Origin of the sequence: Microbacterium sp. cf332 (assembly GCF_900102175.1) — a bacterium.
Lineage (GTDB): Bacteria > Actinomycetota > Actinomycetes > Actinomycetales > Microbacteriaceae > Microbacterium.
In genome coordinates this window covers 64536-90411 of sequence record NZ_FNKN01000003.1, presented here as the reverse complement: position 1 = coordinate 90411, position 25876 = coordinate 64536, and the positions used below count along the sequence as shown (strand labels likewise).

The 25876-nt window shown below is 72.0% G+C and carries 20 protein-coding genes; 3 read left to right on the top strand and 17 right to left on the bottom strand.

What is annotated here, in order from left to right; translation table 11 throughout:
- Positions 1–13 precede the first annotated feature (13 nt).
- Together BLT21_RS12010 and BLT21_RS12005 are read left to right on the top strand one after the other, a co-directional pair.
- Entirely contained in the window at positions 14–1006 is a 993-nt protein-coding gene (locus BLT21_RS12010; RefSeq protein WP_091502457.1) for an acetylxylan esterase, read from the top strand.
- Entirely contained in the window at positions 1003–1926 is a 924-nt protein-coding gene (locus tag BLT21_RS12005; RefSeq protein ID WP_091502455.1) for an N-acetylglucosamine kinase, read from the top strand. Before BLT21_RS12010 ends, BLT21_RS12005 begins: the two co-directional genes overlap by 4 nt.
- A gap of 81 nt (positions 1927–2007) precedes the next feature.
- Here BLT21_RS12005 and BLT21_RS12000 read toward each other — a convergent pair whose 3' ends face one another.
- The 7 genes from BLT21_RS12000 to BLT21_RS11970 form a co-directional block, all read right to left on the bottom strand.
- Complete coding sequence (locus BLT21_RS12000) at positions 2008–3819, bottom strand: ABC transporter ATP-binding protein (RefSeq protein ID WP_091502453.1); 1812 nt, start codon at positions 3817–3819, stop codon at positions 2008–2010.
- Positions 3816–5636, bottom strand: coding sequence for an ABC transporter ATP-binding protein (locus BLT21_RS11995; RefSeq protein WP_091502451.1), 1821 nt, complete (start codon positions 5634–5636; stop codon positions 3816–3818). The genes BLT21_RS12000 and BLT21_RS11995 overlap by 4 nt, the downstream gene beginning before the upstream one ends.
- Before the next feature lie 306 nt (positions 5637–5942).
- Positions 5943–6491 carry a methylated-DNA--[protein]-cysteine S-methyltransferase gene (locus tag BLT21_RS11990; RefSeq protein WP_091502449.1) on the bottom strand — a complete coding sequence of 183 codons (549 nt, stop codon included), beginning with the start codon at positions 6489–6491 and terminating at the stop codon, positions 5943–5945.
- Positions 6488–8020, bottom strand: coding sequence for an AlkA N-terminal domain-containing protein (locus BLT21_RS11985; protein ID WP_091502448.1), 1533 nt, complete (start codon positions 8018–8020; stop codon positions 6488–6490). Before BLT21_RS11985 ends, BLT21_RS11990 begins: the two co-directional genes overlap by 4 nt.
- 141 nt (positions 8021–8161) lie before the next feature.
- Positions 8162–8848: a hypothetical protein gene (locus tag BLT21_RS11980; RefSeq protein WP_143024985.1), complete on the bottom strand. Its 687-nt coding sequence runs from the start codon at positions 8846–8848 to the stop codon at positions 8162–8164.
- A gap of 10 nt (positions 8849–8858) precedes the next feature.
- Complete coding sequence (locus BLT21_RS11975) at positions 8859–10553, bottom strand: alpha/beta hydrolase (RefSeq protein ID WP_091502445.1); 1695 nt, start codon at positions 10551–10553, stop codon at positions 8859–8861.
- Positions 10550–10843, bottom strand: a complete 294-nt coding sequence (locus BLT21_RS11970) for a hypothetical protein (protein ID WP_091502443.1) — start codon at positions 10841–10843, stop codon at positions 10550–10552. The genes BLT21_RS11975 and BLT21_RS11970 overlap by 4 nt, the downstream gene beginning before the upstream one ends.
- Before the next feature lie 842 nt (positions 10844–11685).
- Between BLT21_RS11970 and BLT21_RS11965 the strand changes: the two genes are divergently transcribed.
- On the top strand, positions 11686–13113 hold the full coding sequence (locus BLT21_RS11965) for a dihydrolipoyl dehydrogenase family protein (RefSeq protein ID WP_091502441.1): 1428 nt from the start codon (positions 11686–11688) through the stop codon (positions 13111–13113).
- Between the two features lie 33 nt (positions 13114–13146).
- Here BLT21_RS11965 and BLT21_RS11960 read toward each other — a convergent pair whose 3' ends face one another.
- The 10 genes from BLT21_RS11960 to purN all read right to left on the bottom strand — a co-directional run bounded on the left by BLT21_RS11960 (position 13147) and on the right by purN (position 25874).
- Positions 13147–13824: a hypothetical protein gene (locus tag BLT21_RS11960; RefSeq protein WP_091502439.1), complete on the bottom strand. Its 678-nt coding sequence runs from the start codon at positions 13822–13824 to the stop codon at positions 13147–13149.
- 13 nt (positions 13825–13837) lie between these two features.
- Positions 13838–14647, bottom strand: coding sequence for a hypothetical protein (locus tag BLT21_RS11955; RefSeq protein ID WP_091502437.1), 810 nt, complete (start codon positions 14645–14647; stop codon positions 13838–13840).
- Positions 14644–15270, bottom strand: coding sequence for a hypothetical protein (locus tag BLT21_RS11950; RefSeq protein ID WP_091502435.1), 627 nt, complete (start codon positions 15268–15270; stop codon positions 14644–14646). The genes BLT21_RS11955 and BLT21_RS11950 overlap by 4 nt, the downstream gene beginning before the upstream one ends.
- A complete protein-coding gene (locus tag BLT21_RS11945) occupies positions 15267–16511 on the bottom strand; it encodes a hypothetical protein (protein WP_091502433.1) in 1245 nt (414 codons plus the stop codon). Before BLT21_RS11945 ends, BLT21_RS11950 begins: the two co-directional genes overlap by 4 nt.
- Before the next feature lie 28 nt (positions 16512–16539).
- Positions 16540–16878 (bottom strand): flagellar protein FlgN, encoded by a 339-nt coding sequence (locus BLT21_RS11940; protein WP_143024984.1) that lies wholly within the window; start codon positions 16876–16878, stop codon positions 16540–16542.
- A gap of 85 nt (positions 16879–16963) precedes the next feature.
- Positions 16964–17251, bottom strand: a complete 288-nt coding sequence (locus BLT21_RS11935) for a WXG100 family type VII secretion target (protein ID WP_091500844.1) — start codon at positions 17249–17251, stop codon at positions 16964–16966.
- Positions 17252–17393: 142 nt separating this feature from the next.
- Positions 17394–21971 carry an FtsK/SpoIIIE domain-containing protein gene (locus tag BLT21_RS11930; RefSeq protein WP_091502430.1) on the bottom strand — a complete coding sequence of 1526 codons (4578 nt, stop codon included), beginning with the start codon at positions 21969–21971 and terminating at the stop codon, positions 17394–17396.
- A gap of 41 nt (positions 21972–22012) precedes the next feature.
- A complete protein-coding gene (locus BLT21_RS11925) occupies positions 22013–23470 on the bottom strand; it encodes an RDD family protein (protein WP_091502428.1) in 1458 nt (485 codons plus the stop codon).
- Positions 23471–23606: 136 nt separating this feature from the next.
- Entirely contained in the window at positions 23607–25211 is a 1605-nt protein-coding gene (gene purH, locus BLT21_RS11920) for a bifunctional phosphoribosylaminoimidazolecarboxamide formyltransferase/IMP cyclohydrolase (RefSeq protein WP_091502426.1), read from the bottom strand.
- A 39-nt stretch (positions 25212–25250) separates the two neighbouring features.
- On the bottom strand, positions 25251–25874 hold the full coding sequence (purN, locus tag BLT21_RS11915; RefSeq protein WP_091502424.1) for a phosphoribosylglycinamide formyltransferase: 624 nt from the start codon (positions 25872–25874) through the stop codon (positions 25251–25253).
- Positions 25875–25876: the final 2 nt, after the last annotated feature.

Genomic DNA, 25876 nt, shown 5'->3' with positions numbered 1-25876 from the left:
ATAGGGTGAGCGCGTGCCGCGCTTCGATCTTCCGCTCGCCGAACTGCAGGACTACCGCCCGGAGGTGAGCGAGCCCAGCGACTTCGACGAGTTCTGGGCAGCCACGATCTCGGGCTCCCGGGAGGCCGGCGGTGAGGTCGTGGTGTCGCCGGCATCCGATCTGTTCACGGCCGTCGACGTGCACGACGTCACGTTCCCGGGCTACGCGGGCGAGCCGGTGAGCGCGTGGCTCATCCTGCCCGCGCACCGGGAGGGTCCGCTTCCCGCCGTCGTCGAGTTCATCGGCTACGGTGGCGGCCGCGGTCTGCCCGCCGAGCACCTGGCGTGGGCGACCGCGGGCTACGCGACCCTCGTCATGGACACGCGCGGTCAGGGCAGCATCTGGGGCAGCGGCGGTGCGACCTCCGACCCCCACGGCTCCGGTCCCGCCGTGCCCGGGTTCATGACACGCGGCATCGAGGCGCCCGAGACCTACTACTACCTTCGCGTGTTCACGGACGCGGTGCGGGCGGTCGACGCCGTCCGTTCGCTGCCCGAGGTCGATCCCGCGCGCGTCTCGGTCACGGGCGGCAGCCAGGGCGGCGGCATCGCACTGGCGGCGGCCGGCCTGAGCGAGGGCCTCGTCGCGGCCATGCCCGACGTGCCCTTCCTCTGCCACTTCGAGCGCGCCGTGGGCTTCACCGGCAGCGACCCCTACCAGGAGATCGTCCGCTGGCTCGCCGTCCACCGCGGCGACGAGGCGCGGGTGTTCGAGACGCTGTCGTACTTCGACGGTGTCACCTTCGCGCGGCGCGCCGACGCGGCATCCCTCTTCTCGGTCGGACTGCTCGACCCGGTGTGCCCGCCGTCGACGGTGTATGCCGCCTTCAACGCCTACCGCGGCACCCGGAAGGAGATCACCGTGTACCCCTTCAACGAGCACGAAGGCGGGCAGGGCCACCAGTGGCAGGCGCAGGCGGCTTTCCTCCGCGAGGTCCTGGGCACGGACGGGAAGGCAGGCGCATGAGCGAGCAGCGCGTCCTCGGCATCGACGCCGGCCAGAGCGGCATCAAGGTCCGCACGGCGGCCTCCGCCGCGGGAGACCTCGTCTACCCGGGCATCCGCACCGGCGAACCGCTCCTCCCCCAGCTCGCGGCGGTTGTCGCCGAAACGGTCGAGCGCACCGGCTCGCCCGCCGACGTCGTCGTGGCCGGCATCTCGGGCCTGACCGACGGCAACGCGGACGCCGACGCGATGCTCGAGCTGACGGCGCACCTGGGGGTGCGCGGCGTCGTGCTCGCTCACGACTCGACGACCTCGTTCCTCGGCGCGCTCGGCGCCCGGTCGGGCGCCGTGGTGGCGGCCGGCACCGGTGTCGTGACCCTGGCCGTCGGCGCCGAGACCACCGCGCGCGTCGACGGATGGGGGTGGATCATGGGCGACGCCGGCAGCGGGTACTGGATCGGGCGCGCCGCGCTCGACGCCGTGATGCGCGCCTACGACGGCCGGGGACCGACGACCGAGCTCACCGCCGCCGTATCCGCCCGCTGGCCCGACCTGTCGCAGGCCTACATGAGCCTGCAGGCCGACCCCGACCGCGTGCGGCTCGTCGCGAGCTTCGCGGCGGTCGTCGCCCGCGCGGCGGCCGACGGCGACGCCGTCGCTCAGGACATCTCGGGGCGCGCGGCACACGAGCTCGCGCAGAGCGTCCGAGCCGCCATCGCGCAGGTGCGCACCGACGAGGAGACGTTCGCCGTGTGCGCCCTGGGCGGCGTGTTCGGATCGGCGCCCCTGCACGAGGCCTTCGCCGCCGACCTGCACGCGGGCGACGACTCAGTGCGCCTGGTCGAACCGCTCGGCGTCGGCATCGACGGCGTCATGACCCTCGCCGACCTGGACGACACCCACCCGCTCGCCCTCGCGACGCACCGCGCCGGCGTGATCTGACGCGCGCGAGCACGCACCGCGCAGCCGAGGACGCACCGTCTCCGAGACGTGCTCGGCGCGACGGTGCGTCCTCGGTGTGGCTCAGACCAGCGACTCGCGCCAGGCGCTGTGCAGCTGGGCGAACTTGCCCGTGCCGGCGATCAGCGCGGCGGGGGTGTCGTCCTCGATGATGCGGCCGTGCTCCATCACGAGCACCCGGTCCGCGATCGCGACCGTCGACAGCCGGTGCGCGATGATGATGGCCGTCCGGTCGGCGAGCAGCGTGCCCAGGGCCTCCTGGATCTGACGCTCGCTCGGGATGTCGAGCGACGCCGTGGCCTCGTCGAGGATCAGCACGGCCGGATCGGCGAGGAACGCGCGCGCGAACGAGATGAGCTGCCGCTGGCCGGCCGACACGCGACCACCGCGCTTGTTGACGTCGGTCGCGTACCCGTCGGGCAGCCGCTCGATGAACTCGTGCGCGCCGACGGCACGCGCCGACGCCTGGATCTCGTCCATCGTCGCGTCGGGTTTGCCGAGCGCGATGTTGTCGGCCACCGTGCCGCTGAAGAGGTAGGCCTCCTGCGTCACCATGACGATCGCGCGCCGCAGGTCCTTCGGATGCAGCTGCCGCAGGTCGACGCCGTCGAGGGTGACCCGACCCTTCGTGGGGTCGTAGAACCGAGCGACGAGCTTGGCGAGCGTCGACTTGCCGGCTCCGGTCGTGCCGACGAGGGCGATCGTCTGTCCTGAGGGCATGTCGAGCGCGAAGTCGGGGAGGATCGTCACCGCGTTCGAGTACCCGAAGGTGACGTCCTCGAACCGCAGATGACCCCGGGCCTGGCGGAGGTCGACCGGGTCGGTGGGATCGGGGACCGTGGGCTCCTCCTCGAGCACGCCCGACACCTTCTCGAGCGCCGCCGTCGCCGACTGGTACGAGTTGAGGAAGAACGCGACCTCCTGCATCGGAGCGAAGAAGTTCCGCACGTACAGGACCGCAGACAGCAGGAAGCCGAGGCTGAGCGCGCCGTCGACGACGCGGAATCCGCCCCACGCGAGCACGAGCGCGAGCGATACCGACGCGACCGCCATGAGCGCCGGCTCGAATGTGCCGAACAGGCGGATCGAGCGCATGTTCACGTCGCGGTAGTCGCTCGAGAGCCCTCCGAACTCGGCGTCGTTGGCGGGCTCCTTGCGGAAGGCCTTGACGGCACGGATGCCGGTCATCGACTCGACGAACTTGACGATCACCTTGGCGCTCACGACACGCGACTCGCGGTACACCACCTGAGAGCGCAGGTAGAACCAGCGCATGAGCAGAAACAGCGGGATGCCCATGACGGCGAGGATGACGCCCGACTGCCAGTCGAGCAGCAGGAGCGCGATCAGCGTGAACCCGCCGTAGAGCAGACCCGAGACGAGCTCGTTCAGGCCGCCGTCGAGCAGCTCGCGGATGGTGTCGAGGTCGCTCGTCTGCCGCGAGATGATGCGGCCCGACGTGTACGACTCGTGGAACTCGAGACTCAGCCGCTGCGTGTGGCGGAAGATCCGCTTGCGCAGGTCGATCATGACCGCCTGCGTCAGACGCGCCGCGACCACGGCATACCAGCCGATGAGCGCTGCACCGCCGACCGCGGTGATCAGGAACACGACGACGACCGCGACGGTCGGCATCCAGTCGGCCCGCTCCTGCACCGCCGGGAGGGCGTTCGCGATGCCCCAGCCGACGAGGGCGGGACCGGCGACGCGCAGAGCCGTGGAGATGACGAGCACGATGGCCGCCAGCACCAGCTGCATCCGCAGCGGCGACACGAGCGAGCCGAGCAGGCGCAGCGACCGGCGCCGGATCTCACGGCTCTCGTCGCGGGTGTAGTCGGAGCGGTCCTCGCCGCTCGTCCCGGTGACGGTGCTCACAGGGTCACCTCCCTTTCGTCCTGTCGTTCCTGTTCGTCCTCGAGGCTCGAGATGACGTGGCGGTAGTGCTCGCTCGTGCGCAGCAGCTCGGAGTGCGTGCCGACCGCCGTGACCCGTCCCTCTTCGAGGAGTGCGACGCGATCGGCGAGCGTCACGGTCGAGGGGCGGTGCGCGACGATCAGCGCCGTCGTGTCGGCGAGCACCTCGCGCAGGGCGTCCTCGACGAGCGCCTCGGTGTCGACGTCGAGCGCAGACAGCGGGTCGTCGAGCACGAGCACCGCCGGGCGCGCGGCCACGGCACGGGCGAGGGCGAGGCGCTGCCGTTGCCCGCCCGAGAGGCTGAGACCCTCCTCGCCGATGACGGTGTCGACGCCGGCGGGCAGCGCGTCGACGAAACCGGCCTGCGCGACATCGAGCGCCTCGCGCATGACGCGTTCCGCCTCGTCGCTGCCCCGTTCGAGGTCTTCGCGACCCAGCAGCACGTTCTCGCGGACGGTCTGCGAGAACAGCGTCGCGTCTTCGAAGGCCATGCCGACGTGGCGACGCAGCTCGTCGAGCCGCAGGTCGCGCACGTCGACGCCGTCGAGCAGCACGCGCCCGCCGGTGACGTCGTAGAGACGCCCGGGCAGCGTCGTGAGTGTGGTCTTGCCCGAGCCGGTCAGGCCCACGAGCGCCATCGTCTCGCCCGGGCGCAGCGCGAGGTCGATGCCGTCGAGGAGGTCGCGCTCGGTCTCGGAGGCGTCCTGGTAGCGGAACCGGGCGCCCTCGAAGACGAGCTCGCCGCGCGGCTGCGCGATGGTCGTCGGGTTCTCAGGATCGACGATCGTGTTCCGCTCGTCGAACACCTCGAAGATGCGGTCGGTCGCGGTGCGCGCGTCGACGAGGAACGAGAACAGGAAGCCGATCGACTCGACCGGCCAGCGCAGGATCGTCGCCATCGCGAAGAACGCGATGAGCGAGTCGACGCCCAGCTCGCCGGCCTGCACGAGGTAGATGCCCGCGCCCAGGCACAGGGCGAAGGCGATGTCGGGCAGCAGCACGAGCCAGAACCAGATCCAGCCGACCGCCTGGGCCTTCTTGACCTCGGTCTGGCGCAGGGTCTCGGCCTGGCGCGTGAACTTCTGCAGCGCGTGCCCGCCCCGGCCGAACGCCTTCAGCACGCGGATGCCGTGCACCGACTCCTCGACGGCCGTGGCGAGGTCGCCGGCCTGATCCTGGCTCTGCCGCGACAGCAGGCCGTAGCGGTTCTCGAAGACGAACCCGGCGATCCACAGCGGCGCCGAGACGACGACGAAGATCGTGCCGAGCAGCCAGTGCCAGCGGAAGAGGATGATCGAGCCGACGACGATCGTCACCATGTTGACGACGAGCAGCACGACGCCGAAGGCGAGCCAGCGGCGGACGAGGCTGATGTCCTGCATCATCCGGCTCAGCAGCTGACCGGACTGCCAGCGGTCGTGGAACGCCACGGGCAGGCGCTGCAGGCGCGAGAAGAAGTCGGTGCGCAGCTCGTACTCGACCTTCGTGGCGGGCCCGAGCACGAACCATCGTCGGGCCCAGACCATGAGCGCTTCGAGCAGGCCCAGCGCGAGCACAGCTCCCGCGCCGAGCACGATCAGCCAGGGATCGGCCGAGGCGATCGGGCCGTCGGGGCCGACGATGACCTCGAGCACGAGGGGGATGCCGAGAGCCAGCAGGCTCGCGACGAGCGCGCTGGCGAAGCCGAGGCCGAGCCGCGGCAGCACGGGCTTGGCGAAGGGAAGGAGGCGCGCGAGCGCGCGCGGCGTGGACAGACGAGGGGGCGTCGAGGAGGTCATGTTCCTGCAGGGGTGTGAAGCGGATGCCGAAACGGCGGTGGACGCGCGGAAGCGCGGCAAGGCGGGGCCGAAGGCCCGTGAGAGGTAACGACGGAAGCGCCGGCGCGCTTCCCGGATCTACCGGGCGTATCCTCCGCGGACGGGACGTCCACCGGCGACGGGGAGGAAAGCGGCGGACTTCGTGGTGACGATGGCCGGGAACATGGCTTCCTCCTGGGTCGAGCGGACGGGGCGCCCGCTACGCACGCGGGAGCCCTCCAGGATATGCCTGTGGATTCGCTGAGTGCAAGCCTGTGGGCGTGTTCGTCAGCGACGGGCCTCGCGCTCGAGGAGCCTGCGCTTGACCTCGACGCCCCATGCGAAGCCGCCGAGCGCGCCTCCCGTGCGCAGCACGCGGTGGCAGGGCACGAAGAGGGCCGGCGCGTTGCGCGCGCAGACCGAGGCCGCCGCACGGACGGCCCCGGGCGACCCGAGCGCGACCGCGAACTCGCTGTACGTCAGCGGAGCGCCGGGCGTGATCCGGCGCAACGCCTCCCAGCCGGCACGCTGCAGCACTGTTCCCTCTTGGGCCACCGGGACGCCGTCGATGGCGGCGATGTCGCCGTCGTAGTAGGCCGCGACCGCGGCCGCGGCATCCGTGCGCCCGGTGACGACGTCTGCGGGGCGGGCGAGAGGACGCAGCCGGCCGAGGATCGCGACCGGGTCGGCGGTCCACCCCGACGCGAGGACCGCACCGTCGCGCTCAAGGATCGTGAACGGCCCGTCGGGAGTCGGGACCGTCTCGATGACGGCGGTGGTCTCGTCAGCGGCGGTGGTGACGGTCGCGGCGGTTGTGGCGATGATGACGGCGGTCATGAGCGGGCCTTTCGCGGGGAGGCATCGGTGGTCGGCGCGGTGAGAGTGGGCGCGGTGGCGCTCTCGCGCCACGCCTGGGTGACGGGTGCGGCGTACCAGAGGTGCGCCATGAGGTAGCTGCGCCACGGGGCGAGGCGCTCGGCCCACGCGACGAGCTCGGCGGGGCCGGCGGGAATGCCCGCCGCGGCGGCGCCGGCGCGCGCGGCGACGTCGCCGGGCAGAAGGATGTCGGGGTCGCCGAGCACCCGCATCCGCACGTAGTCGGCAGTCCAGGGGCCGATGCCGGGCATCGCCAGGAGCGCCGCCCGCTGCTCGTGCGAGTCGTCGCCGGGCGAGAGCCGCAGCGATCCGTCGGCGAGCGCGGTCGCGGCGCCGACGATCGCGCGGACGCGCGCGCCGGGTCCCCGCAACACCTCGGCTCCCCGTTCGGCGATCGCGGCCGGCGTCGGGAAGAGGATGGCCGGGCCGGCCGCGGTCTCGACCTGTTCGCCGAGCTCGGCGGTCAGCCGCCCCTGCACGGTGCGGGCCGACGCGACGCTGATCTGCTGGCCGATCATCGCCCGGACGAACATCTCGTCGGGGTCCATCGCGGCGGGCAGACGCACCCCGGGGATGCGGGCGACGAGGGGCGCGAGCTCCGGATGCCGTGCCAGCGCCTCGTCGATCGCGAGCGGGTCGGCGTCGAGGTCGAAGAGCCGTCGAACCCGGGCGATGAGGGTCGAGAGGTCGGCGAGCGAGGCCAGCTCGGCGCGCAGGCGGACCCGGCCGGCATCGTCCTGCCGCACCTCGAACCAGGCCGGTCCGCCGGCGAGACGGATGACGCGTGCGAACGACCGCTCGTCGCCGGTCTCGACGCCTGGGATCGCGTGCGCACGCATCCAGCCGAACAGACCCGCGGCGTCGAAGGGCTCCCGGACGGGGAGCACGAGGTCGATACGGCCGGCGGGCCGATCACCCGCCTGCCGCCGCGCGCGCAGCTGGCCGGGCGCCAGCGCGAACACCTCGGCGACGGTGTCGTTGAACTGGCGGATGCTGGCGAAGCCCGATGCGAACGCGACGTCGGCGACAGGCAGGTCGGTGTCGACGAGCAGGGCGCGCGCGGTGTGGGCGCGATGAGCACGGGCGAGCGCGAGCGGACCCGCGCCGAGCTCTGCGTTCAGCAAGCGCGTGAGGTGGCGCGACGAGTAGCCGAGCCGCGACGCGAGCCCCGGGACGCCCTCGCGATCGACCACGCCGTCGGCGATGAGCCGCATCGCGCGCGCGGCGAGGTCTCCGCGGAGGTTCCACTGCGGCGAGCCCGGGCTCGCCTCGGGCAGGCAGCGCTTGCAGGCGCGGTAGCCGGCCTCGTGGGCGGCGGCGCTCGTCGGGTAGAACGTGACGTTCGCCGGCTTCGGCGTACGCGCGGGGCAGCTCGGGCGGCAGTAGATGCCGGTCGACCGGACGGCCGTGACGAACTGCCCATCGAAGCGGGTGTCGCGCGCGTCGATCGCGCGGTACCGCTCGTCGAAGGTCATCCCGCCACTCGTCATGCCCCCAGCCTGACACGGCCCGCCGACACCGGCTCGCGGAAATCGGACACGACCGTGGACGGCCCACCCACCCGTCGACTCGCCAACGAATGCGGATGCCGGCGCACCGACATCCGCATTTCGTGGCGAGTCGACGGGCCGTCAGCCGGCCGGGGGCTGGGGCTGGATCGGCGTGCCGGACTCGTCGTAGTAGAGCGGGCCACCGGCCGGAAACGAGAACGCCGGCACCGACGCCGGGCCGTCGAACGCCGGCAGGCGGCGCCAGACGTCCGCGGGCAACCGCTCCTCGGCGAAGACCTCGGTGGCGAGGTCGTGTGCCGATCCGGGCGCGCAGTCCGTCTCGGCGGCGACCCGCACCTGCCCCGTGGCGGGCCGGACGGTGACGACGGTGCGCGCCGCGATACCGCCGATGCCGGTCACGGTCACCTCACGCGCGTCTCCCTCGCCGCGATCGGCGATCTCGGGCTCGACCCCGAGCTCGCGCAAGGCTACGGCGGCGGCATCGGCGATGCCCTCCGCGTCGCGACCGGGCAGCTCGATCCCGCGCACGGCGCTGAGCTTGTAGCCGGCCTCCTCGCTCATCCCGATCTGACAGCTCGTCGGATGCGCGCCGTATGCGCCCTCGACGACCGCCCAGTCGGCCGGCTCGATCGCCATGATGACCGCGTGGACACCGTCGGCCATCGTCGTGAAACGCGCCTCGGCCTGCTCGTACGACTCCGGCGTCCCGCCGGACTCCCCGGGCGTCCCGGTTCCACCGCATCCGGTCATGATCAGCGCCAATCCGACGGCGAGTGCCGTCATCGTCGTCCTGCGTGTGGTCGTCATCGTGGTCCCATCATGTCCGATAGGGATCGACGGGCAGCCAGCGCAGCCAGTCGGGCAGATCCCAGAAGCCGCGCTCACTGCCGGCGCCGTCCATCTCGGTGCCCGGTTCGCCGGTGACGACGATCTGGCCGATGTTGTAAAGCGACTCCGAGCCCTCCACGAGGTACCCGTCGCCGTCCGCCGACGGCAGCGGCCCGTTGCCGCCGCCATGCGCGGAGTGCCCGCCGGTCGGCGTGAGGTGCTGCCCGTCGGCGGCGTACCCGCCGTCGCTGCCGAACTCGGTGACACCCGGGAGCGTCTCGGGCACGGTGCCATGCGCGCCTCCCCAGCTCGTGTCGCGGCCGATCCGGGCCCACGCGTCGTTCTCCGACAAGGTCGCGTACATCTGCAGGCCCTCGGCGTTCTGCAGGTTCGACAGCACCTGCGGATCACTCGGGAACCCCGCTGACCCCACGGCGATGAACTGGTCCACCCCGAGCGCATCCGGTTGCGACCCGATCGCCAGCGCCGCCGTCGTGCTGCCGTACGAGTGCGCGATCACCGCCGTCTCGGCAGCCGGGTGCACGGCGTCGATCCCGAGGAGGAACGAGCGCAGGGCGGCGGCCCCGTCGTGCGCCCGATCCATCGACGGCTCCTCGATCTCGCTCGGCGAGTCGTAGCCGAACCACACGACCGTGGCGAGCCCCGGCCCGGCGCTGTTGAGCGCGCGAGCCGTCTCGCCCCACTCCCCCATCCCCGCGACGTTGGAGTTCATGCCGGGCACCAGCACGTTGATGTCGGTCGCCGTGCCCAGGTCGCCGTAGGCGAAGGCCGCGGTCACCTGATCCGACCCGTCGGGGTCGAAGGAGATCAGCTGCGGCGGCGGCGGGCCGTGAGCCAGCGTGTTCCACAGCGCATCGATCTGATCGCCGAGCTCGCCCGGGAGGTCCGCCTCGTACAGCTGCGCGAGGCGCTCGGCGTTGACGCGAGCGCGGACGTCGTAGGGGATGCCGTCGAGGTTGCCGATGATGTCAGGATGCGCGGCCTCGATCTCGGAGTGCAGTTCCGGGTGCGCGAGCCACAGCGCCAGCACCTCGGCAGGGCTGTCCGCAGCGAGGAGCTGATCGAGGAGCGACCGCGACTCGGAGGTCAGCGTGCTGCCCGCGCCGGCTGCCAGCTCGGCGAGCGCGGCATCGTAGGCCTCGTCCCAGGAGGTGTAGAGCGCCTCGTACTGCGCCCACAGCTCGGCGAGGTCGCGCTGTGCCGCGTCCCGCGCGGCGACGGCGTCGCGCGCGTCGTCGTTCGCCTGGCGCACCTCGTCAGCCTCGCCCGACCGCGAGGTCCACAGGGCGGCGAGCCCTGCCTGTTCGGCCTGGCCCGCGGCGGACTGCCACACGGCATGCGCCGACTCGACGTCGTCGATGAGGCTGTTGGCCTGCTCCGCCGACGTCGCGAAGGCGTCGGCATAGCGCTGCATGACGCCGGCCAGCAGTTCCGCCTCGGCGATCTCGCCCGCGATCGCCCCCACGACCTCCTGGGCATCGGCACGTGCGGCGATGATCGCTGCGCCGACGCCCGGCAGCTCCGTCGCCGCCTGCGTCGCGGTGCGCAGTTCGCCGAGCGAGCCCGCGACGCGACCGAAGGCCGAGCTCCACCAGCTCATCGACCCGGCGTTCCCCTCGAGACGCTCGAGCGGGTAGCCCCGGTTGGGCGAGGTCAGGGTCACGGTTCGCTCCGTCCGGTCAGCTCGAGGTCGAGGTCGGAGTATCGGGCCGCGATGTCCGACAACTTCCCGGCGACCGCCGAGGCGGCACCGGACCGGTCGAGAACGGCGGTGTGGAGCGCCGTGAGCCGGCGGTGCAACTCCAGCCGCAGCGCGGGGCGGTGCGCGGGGTTCTGCACCCCGGTGTCGTCGCCCTGGAGGTCGGCGCCGTCGAGGACGGCGTCGGATGCCCGTACCTGGATGGAATCGGCCGCGCTCGTCAGCTCGTGGTAGTAGACCTCGACATCCGACATGGCGTCCTCTCCGCGACCCGGCTCCCCCGGCGACAGTTGCGACGGTACCCACCCGCCCTCGGCCCCGTCGATGGGGACAACTCCCCACCCGCTCGCCACCCCGCCTGTGTCGTGCGTCGCCGGGTGCCCGTGCCGGGTGCCCATGCCGGGCGCCCGGTGCCGGGTGCCGACTGTCGGTGCCGGGTGCCGTGAGCCGTGAGCTGTGTGCCGTCGACAGGCTGAACGGCGCCGCGCCGTGCCGCAGACCCGTCCCGACACGCCTGAGCCTGTTCGCGGCACGCCTCCGCAACGCACCCAGAGCACTCGTCGACAGGCCGTGAGCCCACCGCGTCCCCGTGCCGGGCGCGGTGCGCGAAGCGCCACGGCATCCTCGTCGCCCGTGCCGCCGACAGGCTCGGCGGGGGTCGCTCGGCGCCACAGGTCCGCTCCGACACCTCCCAACCTGCGCACGGCACGCCCCCGCACGGAGCCACGGACGGCACGCTGCGGTCTTCCACCCGCGCCCGCGCCGCGACCCTCGCCCTTGCCCGCGCCCTGACCCGCACGCGAAGCCGCGACCCGCACCCCGAGCGTCGATCCTGCGCCGGACGCCTGCAACTCCCCCGGGAGCCGAAGCCGCTCGGGCCCCGTCCCGTCGACAGGCTCGACCGCTCCACGCCGCGCCGCGGACCCGCCGCGCCACCTCCCAGCCTGTTCGCGGCACAGCTCGGCGCCGAGTCGCAGACGACGCATGGACCACCGGCGGACGACGCGCGGACCACCGGCGGACGACCCACGGACGGCCCGGGCGCACGGAGCGCAAGGGCGTCGACGAACGGGGCGCCGCGAAGTACCGTCGCGGTATGAGCGAACGCACCTACGACCTCGTCGTCATCGGAGCCGGTCCTGTCGGAGAGAACGTCGCCGATCGGGCGGTACAGGGAGGCCTGAGCGTCGCGATCGTCGAGAGCGAACTCGTCGGCGGCGAGTGCTCGTATTGGGCGTGCATGCCGTCGAAAGGCCTGTTGCGGGCGGGGGCGGCCCTGCGCGCGGCCCGCGCGGTCGACGGTGCGAAGCAGGCCGTGACGGGCGAGATCGACGTCGCGGGGGTCCTCCGCCGCCGCGACACGCTCACCTCGGACTGGAACGACGCCTCGCAGGTCGAGTGGCTGCAGGGGGCGGGCGTGGACCTCGTGCGCGGGCACGGCCGTCTCGCGGGCGAGCGGCGCGTCGAGGTCACCGGGTCGGACGGCGCCGTCACGACCCTCATCGCGAACCACGCCGTCGCCGTCTGCACCGGATCCGCCGCTCTCCTGCCCAACGTGCCCGGCCTCGCCGACGTCTCTCCCTGGACGAGCCGAGAGGCCACCGCCGTGCAGGAGGTGCCCACCTCGCTCGCGGTCGTCGGAGGCGGGGTCGTCGCGGCCGAGATGGCGACGGCGTTCATCGATCTCGGCGCCGACGTCACCCTCATCGCCCGCAGCCGGCTCCTCGGTCCGATGGAGCCCTTCGCCGGCGACCTCGTCGCGCAGTCGCTCACCGACCGCGGCGCCCGGGTGCTGCTCCACACCGATCTCGTCTCCGCGCAGCGCGTCGACGACGGCCAGGTCGAGCTCGAGCTCTCCAACGGGACCCGGGTCCGCGCCGACGAGGTGCTCGTCGCGACCGGCCGCGTCCCGCGCACCGAGGATCTGGGACTGGATGCCGTCGGCCTGGAGCCCGGCTCCTGGCTGGATGTCGACGACACGATGCTCGTCCGCGGGTCCGAATGGTTGTATGCGGTCGGTGACGTCAACCACCGGGCGCTCCTCACCCACCAGGGCAAGTATCAGGCCCGCGCGGCGGGTGACGTCATCGTCGCCCGAGCGACCGGTGGTGCCGTCGACGACGCTCCGTGGGGGACGCATGTCGCGACCGCCGACCACACGGCCGTGCCCCAGGTGACGTTCACCGACCCCGAGGTCGCTTCGATCGGCGAGACCGAGGCGTCGGCCCGGGCAGCGGGTCGCAGCATCCGGGTGCTCGACTACGACCTGTCGTGGGTCGCGGGGGCCTCGACCCGGTCGGACGCGTACGCGGGTCAGGCGCGCGCGATCGTCGACGAGGACCGCGGGGTGCTCATCGGCGCGACCTTCGTCGGGGCCGACGTGGGTGAGCTGCTGCACGCCGCGACGATCGCCGTCGTGGGTGAAGTCCCGCTCGCTCGGCTCTGGCATGCGGTACCGGCCTACCCGACGCTGAGCGAGGTATGGCTGCGGTTCCTCGAGACCTACGGTCGTCCGTCCGCTTGACCCGCGCAGCGGGCCGCGCGGACGCGGCCGGGATCACGCGCCGGGAGCCTCCCAGCGCAGGCTCGAGACCGACAGGTCGAAGAGCGTCTTCATCAGCACGACGGCCTCGTCGTCGGCGGCCGTGCCTGACGGCCGCGCGATCGACACCGTCAGCTGCAGCGCCTGCCGCCGCCGCGACCCCGGGATGGGGGTCAGGTATCCGATCTCGGTGGCCAGGTAGTCCTCGCCGTCGAGCGATCGCCGCGTCTCGCGCTCGAACCGCAGGAAGCGCTTGTCGCCGAGCAGCGGGGTCGCACCCCCCTCGCGGATGAGGGCGCCGACGAGCGGGTCGAGGTTCTCACCCGTGGCCGTGCGCGTCGAGGCGACCATCGAGGCCGGCAATGCCAGAGCCTCGTCGTCCCCGGCCGCCGGGGTGAACATCGCGATGACGTCCGCCGCGGCCATGGCGGTGAACGCCTCGTCGAGGAGCGGCCGCAGACGGGCGTAGAGATCGGGGCGGTGCGCCTGCAGCAGCCGACCGCGCACCGACGCCTGCAGGTCGTCGCGGGACCCCTCGTCGACGGCTCGGCGAACCCAGCCCGTGGGCAGCGCGAGCACGAAATCGGGCCGCTCCGGCAGGCCCATGGCGGCGCGGAGCGACACCCGCGCCCGAGCCGGGAGGGCCGGGGATGACGTGGCGGGCGCGCTGACGGCATCCGTCGTATCGGTCACGTTCGTCCTCTCGTCACCGGCGCCGTTCGGCGTCGATCAGGTGCAGGGTCCCGGGGTCGCGACTCAGCGCGAGCTCGAGGGTGTCGGCGTCGATGAGGCCGCGTTCGTGCAGCACCGCCAGCGCGGCGTTGCGGTCGTCGACCATGGCCTGGCGTTCGTCCCAGGGCAGGGAGGCGATGCGGGCGCGGATGTCGCCCGCCCCGAGCCCGGACGCCGCCGCGGCCTCTCCGTCGCCGTCGGGCTCGCGGACGCGGAAACGCACGAGCATCGCGATCGCCGCGAGGGTGGAGACGCCGAGGGAGACGAAGACCGGAGTGCGACCGCCCTGCCAGTCGGCGTAGCCGTCGAGCTCGGCGACCCCGGGCGTGGTGCCGAGGGTGAGCACGGCCATGGCGGCGGCGATGAGGGGCACGGAGAACTCGGGCCACGAGAAGCGTGCGCCGCGGAGCAGCCAGACGACGAGGAACACCGCCTGGGCGACCGCCGCGACCGTGAACAGGACGGCGGCGATCGGGATCGAGCGCTCCGCTTCGATGCGGAAGAACTCGAAGCGGTCGCCCATCAGCACCGCGAGCCCCGCGATCGGGACGACGGCGGCGGCGATCCAGACCAGGATGACGGCGGCGAAGGCGATGCCGCGCATCGACGACCTCTTCCCCGTCGTACGCGAGCGACGGGCGACGGCGGCGCCGTCGGCGCCGAAGTGCTCGAAGATCTCGGGATGCCGCTGGTAGGCCATGACCTCGAGCTGTGCGAGGCGGACCTCCGACGAGAGCGAGTGGTCTTCCGCCCACGCGCGGGCCGAGGGGTAGAGGAAGCTCATGATGACGGCACGGTATCAGGCCACCGTTCCTCCGCCGCGACGCCCGGGGGCAGGGAGGCCACCCGCTCGTCGCCGTCCGGACCCACGAGGGTCAGCGTCTGCACGAACGCGTGGAACGAGCCGGCCACGAGCGCGAAGAGCTCGGGGATGGTCGGCTGCAGGCTCGCGTGCACGAGCACGTCGCCCGCGACGAAGAGGATGTCGAGGCCGACGAGTTCGACGTCGCCTGCGTCCACCGAGCTGGTGCGCTGGATGCCGACGCCGAGCCGATCGGCGTCGTAGGGCACGCCCGACGCCGTATCGAGGACGAAGCCGTCGGGGGCTGTTCCGAAGGCGACGAACGCGTGCGTCACGAGCGGTGCGGGCACCGGCCAGAGCTGGAACGCCAGGGCGGCGTCCTCGGGACGCGCCGCGAGTCCCGCACGCAGGAGATCGGCGACGGGACGCGCGTGCGCGTCGTCCCATCGCTCGCCCCAGCCGTCGCGGACGAGGTCGCCCTGCTCGGCCACCCACGCATCGACGTCCGCGACGCCCGCAGGCAGCAGCAGCCAGCCGCCACCCTCCGCGGTCGCATCCAGACGCCATCCGCCGGCACCCCAGCCGTCGGGCATGACCGCGGTCACAGGACGGCTCCGACCCACGGGAAGAGCGAGCTGGGCTTGCGGTCGGCGTTGCCCGTCCACAGCGCGATCTTGTCGAGCGCGGCCCAGCTTCCGGAGGCCATCGTGTAGGCCCCCTGCCACGCCGCCGACACGACGGTCGAGTTGCACCAGCCGCGGGCCGAGCCGGCGACGGATTCGGCGAGTCCCGTGACACCGGTGGAGTTCGGTCCGAACATGAACCGGCACATGATGTCGCCGACGCCGGCCGGGTTGTTCATCTGCCACAGTCCGCGCGTGATGTTGACGACGCCGTTCGGCGCACTCGTGCTGAACGCGGCGATGGTGCGGAGCGAGTTGACCTGTCCCGCGGCCGCGGACCAGCTCGACGGGCGGAAGGCGGTGAACATGTCGCCGGCGAAATCTACGAGCCCCGGCTTGCCCTGGAACAGCTTGCCGACCTTGCCGAACGGGATGAGGCTGATGATCGCGATCACGAGCTTCTCGGGTCCCGCGTCGCCCCGCAGGACTTGGTATGCGGTGAGCAGCAGCGTGATCACGCCCACGACCGCACCGATGAGGGCGAAGATCGGGCCGCCGATGATGATGCCGGCGATCGCCACGATGATCGAGATGACCGCGAGCACCTCGAGCACGACAGCGACGACGCCGTCGACGTCGTCCCAGAAGCTGTCGCGGATCGAGCCGTCGAGCACGTCTCCGATCGAGGATGCCGCGTGGTCGAACGCGTCCTCCCACGTGTCGTAGTGGCGGTCGAACACCGCCGCCTCGTCGCGGAACTCGTCGTAGAGCTCGCGCTTGCGGGCGTCGTCCTCCGCCTGATCGGCGAGCTGCTGCTCCGCGGCGGAACCGGGCTCAGGCTCGACGAGGGGTGCGGGACGATCGTCGCGCGTTCCCGGAGCCCCCGTGTACGCGATCCACGCCGACTCGGCCGCAGAGACCGCGGCACCGATCAACGGCTGCACAGACGACACCGCGTCGCCGTACGCGACGAGGATGGGCCCGGTCGGCTCGTACAGCTGGCCGGCTCGGCGCAGCTCCGCGTGCGTGTCGCCGACGATCTCGCGGACCTTCTCGATCGCCTTGCCCTGCTGTCCGTCGCCGCCCTCGACGAGCCCGCGCAGCACCTCGGCGCTCTCGACCATCTGGCGGCCGATCGACTCGATGCGGCGACCGCGCTCGGTGATCGTGCCGGCGTCTCCCTCGAGCGTCTCGATACGGCGGCCGCGGGGTGAGGATTCCATCGCACTCATACCTGTTCCGTTCCGCCCGTCACGCCGGGGTCGCACGCGTTGCGGAGCTCAGGCCCGACGCGTCGATGTCCATCTGGGAGGCGGTCTCGTCGTCCCAATCACGGAATCCGTCGAGCACGCCCACGACGTGCTCGCGGATCTTGGTGATGTCGCGGACGAGATCGCCGCGACGGTTGTCCCAGCCGGACTCGAACGAGTCGACCCGGTCACGGAGCTCGCCCCGCCCGTACGGCCGCCCGATCGCGCCGAGCAGGTCTCCGCTCAGACTCGCCGCGTCCTCGAGTTCGCTCAGGATGCGCTCGAGCTGACCGCTCGTACGCTCCAGCGACGAATAGTTGATCCAGACCACATCAGCCACGACGTCTCCTCCCCTGCACCCCGGCTGAGCTGCGGGCCGGGAGCCTCATGGCCCCGGCCCGCAGAAAGCGATACCCGCGTCGGCGTCAGCTGCCGGCGAGCTGCTGGTCCAGGTCCTGGATCGCGCGCATCATGCCCAGCAGCGAGTCGGACATGTCGTTGATGCCATCGACCGCGTTCTTCAGACCCGTCGTCAGCTCCGAATACCCCTCACCGAACTTGCCCGACGCGTGCTGGGTCTTGAAGTCATCACCCAGCAACGTGTCCACCTGCGACTTCAGGGTGTCGAGCTGACCCTGAATGTCATCACGAGCCTGCGACAGCGAGTTCGCAACCTGCTCCATCTCCGCATAAGACGCACCGAAATCAGCCATGACGGCCCTCCTGAAAGTAGATGTCCCGACCCCCCTCCGGAGCCGACACAGAAAACCTATCCGCCCAAGTCCCACCAGGTCGATGGGGAGAACTCCCCACCCTGCGATCTGCTATGCAATCGCTTTCCCTCGGTGGACGGCATCAGCGGATGGTCTCGGCGACCGTGTCGGTCGAGACGGCCTCCGGGGCGCCCGCCATCACGGGCTCCGGTACCGCGACGGTCTCGGACTCGACGAGCGGCATCTGCACCGTCACGGCGCGACCCGCCTGCACGAAGATGCCCCGTCCCTCCGGGAAGTCGCTGCGCTTGACCTTCGGGAACGGCACCTTGAACACGGCGTCGCCGTCGAAGGCATCCGGCTTGAGGATGATGCCCTTCCGACCGCCCTTGAAGTCGCCGACCAGTCCGAAGCCGCTCGTGACCTGCGTGACATCGGCGTCGCCGATGAGCAGGTGGTCGCTGCGGTTCACCGCCTGGAAGAGCGCCTTCAGCGGACGTTCGGCGGGAGAGTCCGCGAACTGCGGCACGTCCTCGACGACGACCAGGATGCGGCGTCCCAGGGTCTCGTCCGCGACGAGCTCGGCCAGCTCGGTGGCGAGCTCCTTCGCATCGTCGGGGGTCGTCGCACTGCGCACCCACGGTGCGAAGTCGCGCAGCTGCGACCGGCGGCCGCCGAAGTGGAACAGGGTCACCTCGGGGTCGAGGCGCGTCATCGACGTGATGATCGCCTTCATCGCGGTCGTCTTGCCCGCCATCGGCGGACCGGCGACGACGAAGGTGCCGACCGGGTCGAAGTCGCGCGGAGCCAGCGTGTCCTCCGCGACACCCAGCACCGGGAACTCCCCGATGCGGTCGGGCAGATCGGCCAGGGGGAGCCGCGTGGGCAGCGAGCCGATCTCCGCGACCTCGCGGACGCCGCGCTCGCGCAGCTCGTCCGAGAGCTGCCCGAGCAGCTTCGTCTGCTCGGCGACGTTGGGCGTGCCGCCGAGCACCGCGATCTGGGTCTCGAACCCGTCGACGATCGCGCGCCCGGGAGCGGAGCGCTCGTCGAGCACGTCCTTCGGGGCGTTCAGCAGCGCGTAGGCATTCTCGTCGGAGAGCCGCAGCACGATCCGGCGCGAGATGTTCGAGCTGACCGCGGTCGGGACGGACCCGGAGCGATCGGCCGTCGCCACGACGTGCACGCCCAGGGGGCGCCCCTCGCCCAGGATCCGCATGAAGGCCTGGTAGAACGGCATCCGCGCGGTCGTCGACTCCCATTCCGCGCGGAACTGGGGCAGGCCGTCGAGCAGGAGCACGATGCGCGCCTCGTCGCGACCCGTGAGCTCGCGGTACTCCCCGATCGTCGAGGCATTGGCGGCGCTGAACCGCTTGCCGCGCTCGTCGAGGACCTTGCCCAGCGAGCGCATGATGCGCTGGACCCGCTCCGCGTCGTCGCCGGGGATCACCGAACCGACGTGCGGCAGCACCTCGAGGCTCTTGAGCGAGCCGGAACCGAAGTCGAGGCCGTAGACCTCGATGTTCTCGGCGCGGCGACCGGTCGTCGCCGCGGCGATCGCGATGGTGCGCAGCACCGTCGACTTCCCCGAACCGCTCGTGCCGTAGACGAGCATCGAGCCGTCGCGATCGGGCTCGAAGTACACCGCCTCCTGCAGCTGACGCTCGGGGATGTCGCTCTTCCCGATGAGGATCGCGCCCCCGCGTCCCGCCGGCAGCGAACGGATGTCGACCGTCGTCTCGAGATCGTCGAGCCAGGGCCGTCGGGGTGCCGGGATGGCCGCACGGTTGGCTGCGGCGACGAGGGTCGCGACGATGCGCTTCTGGTCGTTGGGCCCCGGATCGATCTCGGCCGCGGGATCGTCGGGCTGCTCGTCGACCTCCCAGCGCTGCACCGAGCCGAAACGCAGCTCAGCGACTCCCACGTCGGCGACGACGACCTCGTCGGTGCTCCACCCGCCGGCGTAGGCGGACTGGAAGGGCACGAGGCGGCCGGGACCGGTCTTGGCGATACCGCGGCCGGGGATGCTCGGGTCGAACCGGGCCGCGACGGGGTCGTCCACGACATCCTTCGAGTCCGACTCGTCGGCCATGCGGAGGGCGACGCGGAGGTTCGTGTTGGCCCGCAGGTTGTCCTTGATGACGCCGGCGGGACGCTGCGTCGCCATGATCAGGTGGATGCCGAGCGAGCGACCGCGTTGCGCGATGTCGACGACGCCGTCGACGAACTCGGGGACCTCGCCGGCGAGCGCGGCGAACTCGTCGATCACGAGCACGAGCGCGGGCGGCGTCTCGGGGTCACGACGCTTCTCGAGCTCGAGCAGGTCCTTCGCCTTCTTGCGGTTGAACAGGTGCTCGCGGTGATGCAGCTCGGCGCGCAGGCTCGTCAGGGCACGGCGCACGAGGTGCGGGCTCAGGTCGGTCACGAGGCCCACGGTGTGCGGCAGCTCGACGCAGTCGGCGAAGGCCGATCCGCCCTTGTAGTCGACGAACAGGAACGTCACGCGGTCGGGACTGTGGGCGGCGGCCATGCCGAGCACCCAGGCCTGCAGGAACTCGGACTTGCCGGCGCCGGTGGTGCCGCCGACGAGGGCGTGCGGACCCTGCGTGCGCAGGTCGAGGGTCATCGCGTCCGTCGCGCCCTGCCCGACGATCGCCCGCAGGTTCCCCGACTTCTTCAGGCGCGGCATCGCCGCGCCTGAACGGTCGAGGATCGTGTTGTTCTCGCGCCAGCGCTCGACCGCGAACGAGGGGTCGGTCGCGAGCTCCGACCCCACGAGCGAGAGGAACATGACCGAGTTCGGGATGTCGGACGAGTCCTCGATGATGGTGCTCGCGTCGGTCACGGGCGCCAGGCGCTTCGCGAGCACGGTCATGAGCTCGTTCGAGACGCCCTCGACCTCGGTGACGGGATACTCCACTCCGCTGCGTACCGTGCCGACGCGAGCGGCATCGAGACCGCCGCTGACGTCGACGAAGGTGCGGCACACGGCGGGGAGCGCGTCGACGACGGGCGCGACGAAGATGCCGTAGACGCCGACGTCGGCGCCGCGTTCGAGAACCTGGGTCAACCGCGCTCGGTCGACGGGGGCGTCGGAGGTCACGATCACCAGGACCGCGGTCTGGCCGGGGAAGGTCGCCTCCTCGGCCGCGCGACGTACGTCGGTGCCGTACCGCATCGGGTCCCAGTCGTCGTCGAAGGGAAGACGCGGAGCGGACGCCGCCTTCGACCGCCGCATCACGAGCTCCTCGAGCCCGGACAGCAGCGCGGCGCCCGTCGACGCGGAATCCGCCAGCGGCATGTCGCGGAACGGGCTGCGCTCGCTGGAGGTGTGGGGCAGCCACTTGAGCCACTCGAGCTCCTTCGCCCACTCCGGCTCGGTGAGGGCCACCGCGGCGAGGTCGTTCGGCGAGTGCAGCCCGAACAGCTGCACGGCGAGCCCGCGCAGCGCGTCGGCGGCCTCGCGCTCACCGCCCGCGACGCCGATGACGCCGACGCTCTGCAGTGACTCGAGCACCGGTACGCCGTCGATCATCCGGTAGCGGTCGCGCAGGCGGTCGACGCGTTCGACGTACTCCTGCAGGGCGTCGGGGTTGTCGGCGCGTTTGACGCTCGATCGCGAGGGGGCCTCGGAGGTCCCCATCCGAACGGCCAGGAAGTTCCAGTGCTCGGGCCGGCGGGTCCAGAGCATCCGCCCCAACTGCATCGCCTGCTCGAAGACCACCGCCACGGGCGGGACCTCGGCGTTGCGCACCTCGCGCTCACGCGGTCGCAGGCGGTACAGCTTCTCTTCGAGCTCCTCGAACGTGCGCTCGAAGATCTCGACCTCTTTGCGCTGGCGCTGGCCGAGCTGCGTGCGCTGCGACACGAAGTTGCCGAGCAGCATCATCGGCGTCATGAAGACGATCAGCAGCGTCCGGGGCTGGTTCGTGATCGAGAACATCGCGATACCCAGGATGAGGGGGGCGATGAGCATCGGCCACGGGAACAGGCGCGAGACCGGATCCTTCGGCATCCGCGGTTCGTCGAGCTCCTCGCCGACGTAGCGCGCTTCGACACGCGGACTGCGGTTGAACAGCAGGCTGCCGCCCCGCTCGAGCACCGGATCCTGCTCGACGGGGGCGAAGCTCTCGACGAGGGTGAGGACGAGCTCGGTGTCGCCGAGCTGGAAGCGCTGACCCGGGATGACACGGAGGCGCTGCACGAGACCGCCGTCGATGACGATGCCGTTCGCGGAGTTGAGGTCGACGAGCTCGATCGAGGCGCCGATCTCGATGCGCGCGTGCCGCTTGGAGACGAGCCGGTCGTCGAGCACGATGTCGTTGCCCTGCGACCGGCCGATCGTGAAGTGCCCCTGCGGCAGCGAGAACTCCCGCCCCGCGAGCGGGCCGCCGACGACGTGCAGGATCGCCGCCACCGGGCCGCCCGCACCGCGCGTCGCGACGTAGTCCGCCCCGAGGTTGGTCACCGAGGCGACGAAGCCCGAGCCGACCGGCGCGTCGCTCACCAGCATGTGCGGGTCGAGCATCACGAAGTCGGGCGAGGTGGGGGGCGCGACGGTGAGCGTCAGCACGTCGGCCTCCCCGGCGACGACCTCGCGGCGAGGGTCGCTGTCGACGATCCGCCGGGCCACGTCGTGCACGGTCGCCGTCGAGTCGGAGGTGACGACGACGTCGGTGCTCGTGTGGTCACGGCGCTGGAGGGTCAGCTTGAGTCTCATCGAGGGCTCCTGTCAGCGGTGCGACGTCGTGTCGGCGGATGTCAGCGGATGGCCACGGCCGCGTGGCGGTCGCCGAAGCGGATGGTGTCGCCGTCGCGCAGCGCGACCGGTTCCCCGGGCACGAGGGCGCTCTCGCGACCGCCGCGGACGAGGACGCTGCCGTTCGTCGACCCGCGCTCGACCGCGACGACGCGGCCGTCGGCCGGGAGCAGCAGCGCCCAGTGCGTCTTCGAGATCGAACGGGTGGGGTCGACGACCGGGACGGGGGTGACATCGACGTCCTGCGGACCGGTGGACGGGGCGCGTCCGAGCACCACTCCGCCGCCTCCGACCGTGATCGTCTCGCCCGAGTCGAGGGTGAGCTCGACGGCCGATGCCGCCGGCGCGGGGGTCGGGTCCGCGGGGGCTGCGGGTTCAGGGGCCGCGGGTTCGGGCGCCGCGGGTTCGGGGGCCGCCGACGCTGCGGGCGCCGCGGGACCATCCAGCAGTGACGGCGGACTCCACGCGGCGGCGCCGGCCGCCGGGGCGACGAGCGCGCCCGGGGCAACCGCCGCGGGCGACGGTGCAGCTTGCCCGGCTGTGCCGGACTCGACCGCGGCGGAGGCGAGCGCGCCGCCCGCGGCCCCCGGGGCGGCGAACGGCGACGGCGCGACGGTCGTGGGGATCCCGGGTCGCGCTTCGTCCTCGGCCGCATCCGTCTCGCCCACGATGGTGTTGCCAGGGGTCGAGCGCACCGCGCCGAGCACCCCGCCCTTGTTGCGCGCGAGCGGGACGTACGCTCCCGTTCCCGTCGCGGCGACCGGGGTCGCCAGCGAGGGCAGGTCGGGCTTGACGTCGAGGAGGTCGGTCGCGGCGGTCTTGCGCGCGATGCGCATCCGCTTGTCGTCGTACGGGTTGAGACCGTGCTTGACGTCGACGATCCAGACGGCTGCGGCGAGGTCGGGCCAGCCGCGTCCGCGACGAGCGGGGTCGAACAGCGGTGAGAGAGCGATGACCAGGAGCGGACCGACGATCGGGATGAGCATGCTGGCCCACATCACGAGGTAACGGACGACCGCTCCCCGCCAGAAGCCGGGACGCTCGAGGGTGCGGACGTTGACCGAGCGCAGCCCCGTCAACGCTTTGCCGAGCGTGACGCCGCGACGGCCCAGCAGGATGAGCTGGACGATGAGGAACGCCGTCGACAGGCCCGAGCTCACCGCGGCGAGGATGGCCAGCAGCAGGACGTCATCGCGCGCGGTGAGGGCGGCGACGGGGTCGGCGTCGAGGGCGATCGAGCTGAGCGCCGGGACGACCACCAGGAGCAGCGGTGCCTGCAGCACGAGCAGCACGACCGCTTCGATGACGGTCGCCAGCACGCGGCGTCCGTACGGCGCCCGTCGCAGTCCGAGCGACGCGGCGTACTCCGGCCGCGGGCGCCCGTCGGCGTCGAGGCCCTCGATCGTCCGAGCGCGCTCATCGATCTCCCAGATCACTCGTTCCTCCCCGAAACGGCTCACATCCGAAGCGACCCTATCGTCCGCGGCCCTCCCCCGACCCGCGAGACCTCACTCTTGCCCCGAGAGCCCGGCTGTGTGCCAGGGTCTCGGGGCGGAACTGGGGTCTCGCGAATCGGGGCGAAGAGGCGGGCGGAGGTCAGTGGAAGAAGTGGCGCTCGCCGGTGAAGAACATCGTGACGCCGGCGGCGCGGGCCGCGTCGACGACCTCCTGGTCGCGGACGGATCCGCCGGGCTGGATGATCGTCTTGATGCCGGCGTCGATCAGCACCTGAGGGCCGTCGGCGAAGGGGAAGAAGGCGTCGGATGCCGCGACCGAGCCGGCCGCACGGTCGCCGGCGCGCTCGACCGCGAGGCGGCACGAGTCGACGCGGTTGACCTGGCCCATGCCGATGCCGACCGTCGCGGAGCCCTGCGCGAGGACGATCGCGTTCGACTTCACCGCACGGCAGGCCTTCCAGGCGAAGATCATGCCCTCGAGCTCGGAGTGCGCGGGACGCTCGCCGGAGACCAGCTGCCAGTCCTTCGCGACCGACTCGATGTCGTCGGGGAAGCGGTCGGCATCCTGCAGCAGCAGCCCGCCCGATACCAGGCGGACGTCCATGCGCTCCTGGCGCCAGTCGGCCGGCAGGCGCAGCACGCGCAGGTTCTTCTTCAGCTTGAACACCTCGAGCGCCTCGGGCTCGAAGTCGGGGGCGACGATGACCTCGGTGAAGATGTCGCGCAGGTTCTCGGCCATCTTGAGCGTCACGGTGCGGTTCGCGGCGATCACGCCGCCGAAGGCCGACACCGGGTCGCACTCGTGGGCGCGCAGGTGCGCCGACGCGATGGGGTCGAGGGCCTGCGGGGCCGTGACGGCGATGCCGCACGGGTTGGCGTGCTTGATGATCGCGACGGCGGGCTTGACCATGTCGAACGCGGCGCGCAGCGCGGCGTCGGCGTCGACGTAGTTGTTGTACGACATCTCCTTGCCCTGCAGCTGCTCCGCCTGGGCGATCCCGTGACCCCCGGCGCGCGTGTAGATCGCCGCGCGCTGGTGCGAGTTCTCGCCGTAGCGCAGCGTGGCCAGACGCTCGGCACGGATCGTGAGGTGCTGCGGCAGCTCGTCGCCCTCGAGGGTGGACTCCGCGAACCACGTCGCGACCGCGCGGTCGTACTCGGCCGTGTGCGCGAAGGCGCGCGCGGCGAGATCACGGCGCTGCGACAGCGTCGTGCCGCCGGCGGCGACCGCCTCGACGATGGCCGGATACGACGACGGTGAGACGACGATGGCGACGTTGGCGAAGTTCTTCGCCGAGGCACGGACCATCGCGGGACCGCCGATGTCGATCTGCTCGACCACGTCGTCGGGAGCAGCGCCCGAAGCGACGGTCTCGACGAACGGATAGAGGTTGACGACGACGAGATCGAAGGCCGCGATGCCGAGCTCGTCCAGCTGCGCCTCGTGGCTCTCCAGCCGGAGGTCGGCGAGCAGGCCGGCGTGCACGCCCGGGTGCAGCGTCTTGACCCGGCCGTCGAGCGATTCCGGGAACCCGGTGACCTCGGCGACGTCCGTCACGGCGATGCCCGAATCGCGCAGCAATGCGGCCGATCCGCCCGTCGACACGATCTCGACGCCACCGTCGGCGAGCGCCTGCGCGAGCGGCAGGAGGTCGGTCTTGTCACTCACCGAGATGAGGGCGCGGCGCACGGCGACCAGGTCGCGCGAGCGGTAGAGGGCGGGGTCGTGGCTCGGTCCGGCCATGGCGGTTCTCCTCGGGTACGGGGCGGGGCCTGTGGTGCGTCAGGCGGCGGGGACGGAAGGTGTCGGAGGCTCGGGCGCGGTGGGCGCAGCGAGATCGAGCTCGCCGGACGCGATGCGCCGGACGACGTCGATGAGCAGGCGGCGTTCGACGGGCTTGATGCGGTCGTGCAGCGCATCCTCGTCGTCGCCGGGCAGGACCGGCACGCGCTCCTGGGCGAGTATCGGGCCGGTGTCGACCCCCGCGTCGACGACGATGACGCTGGCGCCCGTCTGCACCGCATCGGCGGCGAGCGCGTCCCGCACGCCGTGCGCACCGGGGAACTCGGGCAGGTAGGCGGGATGCGTGTTGATGATGCGAGGCGCCCACGCATCGACGACGGCCGCCGGCAGCAGGCGCATCAGGCCGCTGAGCACGATGAGGTCGGGAGCCCAGGCGGCGAGCTGACGTGCGAGCTCGGCGCCCCATTCCTCGCGGCTGGCGTACTCGCGGAACGGCACCGCGAACGTCGGGATGTTGTACGCGTCGGCGTGAGCGAGTCCGTCGGCCGGACGGTCGGCTCCGACGACCACCACCCGGGCGGGGAAGCCGGGCTCGGCTGCGGCATCCAGCAGCGCCCGCAGGTTCGAGCCGCCACCGGAGATGAGGACCGCGACCGTCAGCACCG

What these genes read in the sequence shown, in the direction of transcription:
- BLT21_RS12005 (WP_091502455.1), top strand. Translation starts at nt 1,003, where the DNA reads ATGAGCGAGCAGCGCGTCCTCGGCATCGACGCCGGCCAGAGCGGCATC.
- BLT21_RS11995 (WP_091502451.1), bottom strand. Translation starts at nt 5,636, where the DNA reads ATGACCTCCTCGACGCCCCCTCGTCTGTCCACGCCGCGCGCGCTCGCG.
- BLT21_RS11990 (WP_091502449.1), bottom strand. Translation starts at nt 6,491, where the DNA reads ATGACCGCCGTCATCATCGCCACAACCGCCGCGACCGTCACCACCGCC.
- BLT21_RS11985 (WP_091502448.1), bottom strand. Translation starts at nt 8,020, where the DNA reads ATGACGAGTGGCGGGATGACCTTCGACGAGCGGTACCGCGCGATCGAC.
- BLT21_RS11980 (WP_143024985.1), bottom strand. Translation starts at nt 8,848, where the DNA reads ATGACGACCACACGCAGGACGACGATGACGGCACTCGCCGTCGGATTG.
- BLT21_RS11970 (WP_091502443.1), bottom strand. Translation starts at nt 10,843, where the DNA reads ATGTCGGATGTCGAGGTCTACTACCACGAGCTGACGAGCGCGGCCGAT.
- BLT21_RS11965 (WP_091502441.1), top strand. Translation starts at nt 11,686, where the DNA reads ATGAGCGAACGCACCTACGACCTCGTCGTCATCGGAGCCGGTCCTGTC.
- BLT21_RS11955 (WP_091502437.1), bottom strand. Translation starts at nt 14,647, where the DNA reads ATGAGCTTCCTCTACCCCTCGGCCCGCGCGTGGGCGGAAGACCACTCG.
- BLT21_RS11945 (WP_091502433.1), bottom strand. Translation starts at nt 16,511, where the DNA reads ATGGAATCCTCACCCCGCGGCCGCCGTATCGAGACGCTCGAGGGAGAC.
- BLT21_RS11935 (WP_091500844.1), bottom strand. Translation starts at nt 17,251, where the DNA reads ATGGCTGATTTCGGTGCGTCTTATGCGGAGATGGAGCAGGTTGCGAAC.
- BLT21_RS11930 (WP_091502430.1), bottom strand. Translation starts at nt 21,971, where the DNA reads ATGAGACTCAAGCTGACCCTCCAGCGCCGTGACCACACGAGCACCGAC.
- purH (WP_091502426.1), bottom strand. Translation starts at nt 25,211, where the DNA reads ATGGCCGGACCGAGCCACGACCCCGCCCTCTACCGCTCGCGCGACCTG.